The sequence below is a fragment of the Herbaspirillum lusitanum P6-12 genome (genome assembly GCF_000256565.1).
Classification (GTDB): Bacteria; Pseudomonadota; Gammaproteobacteria; order Burkholderiales; family Burkholderiaceae_D; genus Herbaspirillum; species Herbaspirillum lusitanum.
This window is the reverse complement of sequence record NZ_AJHH01000774.1, coordinates 1-3028: the sequence shown is the minus strand read 5'-3', so window position 1 is coordinate 3028 and position 3028 is coordinate 1. Positions and strand designations below refer to the sequence as shown.

Here is a 3028-nt window from a genome sequence, read left to right as displayed (position 1 = left end):
GCCCGCGGCGGCCGCATTGGTCGGCGCGGCCGGCTGGAGCAACGCCGCCGAAGAGCGCACGCTGCGCATCGGCTACCAGAAGTTCAACACGCTCAATATCCTCAAGGGCACCGGCAACCTGGAAAAGGCGCTGGCGCCGCTGGGCTGGAAGGTGAAGTGGTTCGAGTTCGCGGCGGGGCCGCAACTGACCGAGGCGCTCAACGCCGACGCCATCGACTTCGGCCACGCGGCCGACACACCGTCGGTGTTCGCCAACGCCTCGGGCGTCAACGCGGTGTATCTCGCCGCCGAGCAACCGTATCCGAAGGGCATCGGCATCTTCGTCGCGCAGGATTCGCCGATCCGCTCGATCAAGGAACTGAAGGGCAAGAAGGTCGCGCTGGGGCGCGGCTGGAACGTGCAATACCTGCTGGTGCGCGCGCTCGAAGAAGCCGGTCTCAGCTACAACGACATCGTGCCGGTGTATCTGTCCAACGCCGCCGACGTGCGTGCGACTTTCCAGTCGGGCAACGTCGACGCGGCCGGCTTGTGGGATCCGTTCCTGGCCGGTCAGGAAATCTCGACGCGTCCGCGCATCCTGCGCGACGGCACCGGCTTGTCGAACAACCGCACCTTCCATCTGGCCACGCCGAAGTTCGCTGACCAGAACAAGAACATCATCCGCGTCCTGTTCGCCGAGCTGAAAAAGACCAACAACTGGACTCAGGCCCACCCGCAGGAAACCGCCGACCTGCTGGCGCCGCAGCTGGGCGTCGATCCCAAGGTGCTGCGCCTGGCGACCGAGCGCCGCGACTACACCACGGTGCCGATCAACGCCGGCATCATCCAGGAGCAACAGCAAATCGTCGAAGCCTTCTACAAGCTCGGCCTGATCAAGAATCAGGTGCAGGTCAAGGACAAGGTTTACGGCGAAGCCTTGTTGTAAGCGCCTGCGATGACGATACATCTTGCGGCCTTCCTGATCGCCGGCAATGCGGCCCACAGCCAGGTTCTGTGGCGCCATCCGCGCAGCACGCCGGGCGGATTCCTGACGCTGGATTACTACAAGCGCATTGCGCAGACGCTGGAACGCGGCAAGTTCGACCTGCTGTTCTTCGCCGACCGGCTGGCGGTGTCGACGCGCTTCGGCGGCAGCCATCGCTATGGCGTGGCGCACGGCGACCAGGATGCGACACGCATGGATCCGCTGCCGGTGCTGGGAGCGATCGCGGCGGTGACGTCGCGCATCGGACTCGGCGCCACCCGCTCGACTACCTACTCGCAACCGTACAGCCTGGCGCGTGAATTTTCCACGCTCGATCATTTGTCGGCGGGACGCGCGGCGTGGAACGTGGTGACCTCGGTGAACCAGGGCGAGGCCGACAACTTCGGCCTGCGTGAAACCCTGGGCCATGACGAGCGCTACGACCGTGCCGATGAATTTCTCGAGGTCACGCACAAGTTATGGAACAGCTGGGATGCGCAAGCGCTGCTGCTGGAAGCAGGCAGCGGACGCTACGCCGATCCGGATCATGTCCATGCGATCGATCATCGCGGTACGCATTTCAGCGTGCGCGGCCCGCTCAACATCCCGGCCTCGCCGCAGGGCGGTCCGGTCATCATCCAGGCCGGCTCGTCGCATCGCGGCCAGGATTTTGCGGCGCGCTGGGCGGAAGTGGTGTTCGGCATCCAGCCCGACCTTGCACGCATGCAGCGCTTCTACCAGGACCTGAAAAGCCGCACTGAAAAATTCTGCCGCAAGCCTGCCGACATCAAGGTGCTGACCGCGCTCATGCCCTTCGTCGGCAAGAGTAAAGCCGCGGCGGAAGACAAGCGCGCGCGGCACAATGCGATGGTCGATCCCATCGTCGGCCTGTCAACCTTGTCGAGCCACATGAACGTGGATTTTTCAGCGCATGCGCTGGACGCGCCGATCGACGACATCCAGGTGGCCGGCATGCAGGGCCTGTTCGGACTGGTGAAGGAATTGTCGAGCGAAGGCCGCCTCACGCTGGCCGATATCGGCAGGCTGTACGCCGGCGGCGTACTGGTGCCGCAAGTGGCGGGCACCGCTGCAGACATTGCCGACTGGATGGAACACATCGTGGCGCAGCAAGGGGCGGACGGCTTCGTGATCACGCCGGCGCACTTGCCGGAAGGCTTCGACGACTTCGTCGATCTGGTGGTGCCGGAGCTGCAACGGCGCGGACAATTCCGGCTGGATTACGAGGGCGATACCTTGCGCAGTTATCTGCGCTGAGGACAAGGGAGGCACAAATGAAAACGGCGCGAATCACTTCGCGCCGTTTTCATTTCATCGTGCCAATTACTGCAACTTACTCAGATTTTCCGCCCTTGCGATGCGGCTTGGCCTGACCGGACACACGTGTATCCGGGCCACGACCTTCTCGCTTGTCCGAACGCTTGTCGCCAGGACGACCGGCACGGGCGCTGCTGTTGACCTTGGGCGGCGTGGCGTTCTTCGCCGGGGTCTTGTCGTGATGCTCGGTGCCGGTGCCGATGATGCTGATGTTCATCTTGCGCCCGGCGATCTCGACCACTTTCAACTGATGCAGCAGCGGCTTGGGCATGCCGGCCGGCAGGTCCAATGTGCTGTGATCATCGTGAATGTCGATACGGCCAATGTGCTTGGCCTCGAGTCCGGCTTCGGTGGCGATGGCGTTGACGATGCTCGCTGCCGTCGCCGCGTGGGCGCGACCGATCTCGATGCGGAAGGTCTGCATCTGGAACTCGGGCTTGCCTTTTTCCTTGCCCTTGGTCTTGCGCGGTTCTTCCACGGGTGCAGAAGCCGGAGCGGACTCGGCACGTTCATGGCGGTCGCCACGGTCGCTGCGCTCGGGACGATCCGTACGCGGGCCGCGTTCGGCGCGCAGCATCGGCGGACGTTCGTCGGTGACGCTGATCTTGAGTTGCTGGCCGGCGACCCAGACTTTCTTCAGATGCTGCAGCAAGTCGTCAGGCATGTCGCCCGGCAGGTCGAGCACGCTGTGGTCGTCAAAGATTTCGATGCGGCCGATGTGCTTGGCGT

The 3028-nt window shown here is 63.8% G+C and carries 3 protein-coding genes; 2 read left to right on the top strand and 1 reads right to left on the bottom strand.

The genetic code is table 11. The features are described 5' to 3' along the window. Together HLUSI_RS0124995 and HLUSI_RS0124990 are read left to right on the top strand one after the other, a co-directional pair. Positions 1–925 (top strand): sulfonate ABC transporter substrate-binding protein (locus HLUSI_RS0124995; RefSeq protein ID WP_016836533.1); only part of this gene is annotated, 925 nt, incomplete at its 5' end. A gap of 9 nt (positions 926–934) precedes the next feature. Beyond that, positions 935–2239: an LLM class flavin-dependent oxidoreductase gene (locus HLUSI_RS0124990; protein WP_016836532.1), complete on the top strand. Its 1305-nt coding sequence runs from the start codon at positions 935–937 to the stop codon at positions 2237–2239. A gap of 76 nt (positions 2240–2315) precedes the next feature. On the opposite strand, the gene HLUSI_RS30670 is transcribed toward HLUSI_RS0124990, so the two are convergent. After that, on the bottom strand, positions 2316–3028 hold a 713-nt coding region (locus HLUSI_RS30670), incomplete at its 5' end, for a DbpA RNA binding domain-containing protein (RefSeq protein ID WP_040503899.1).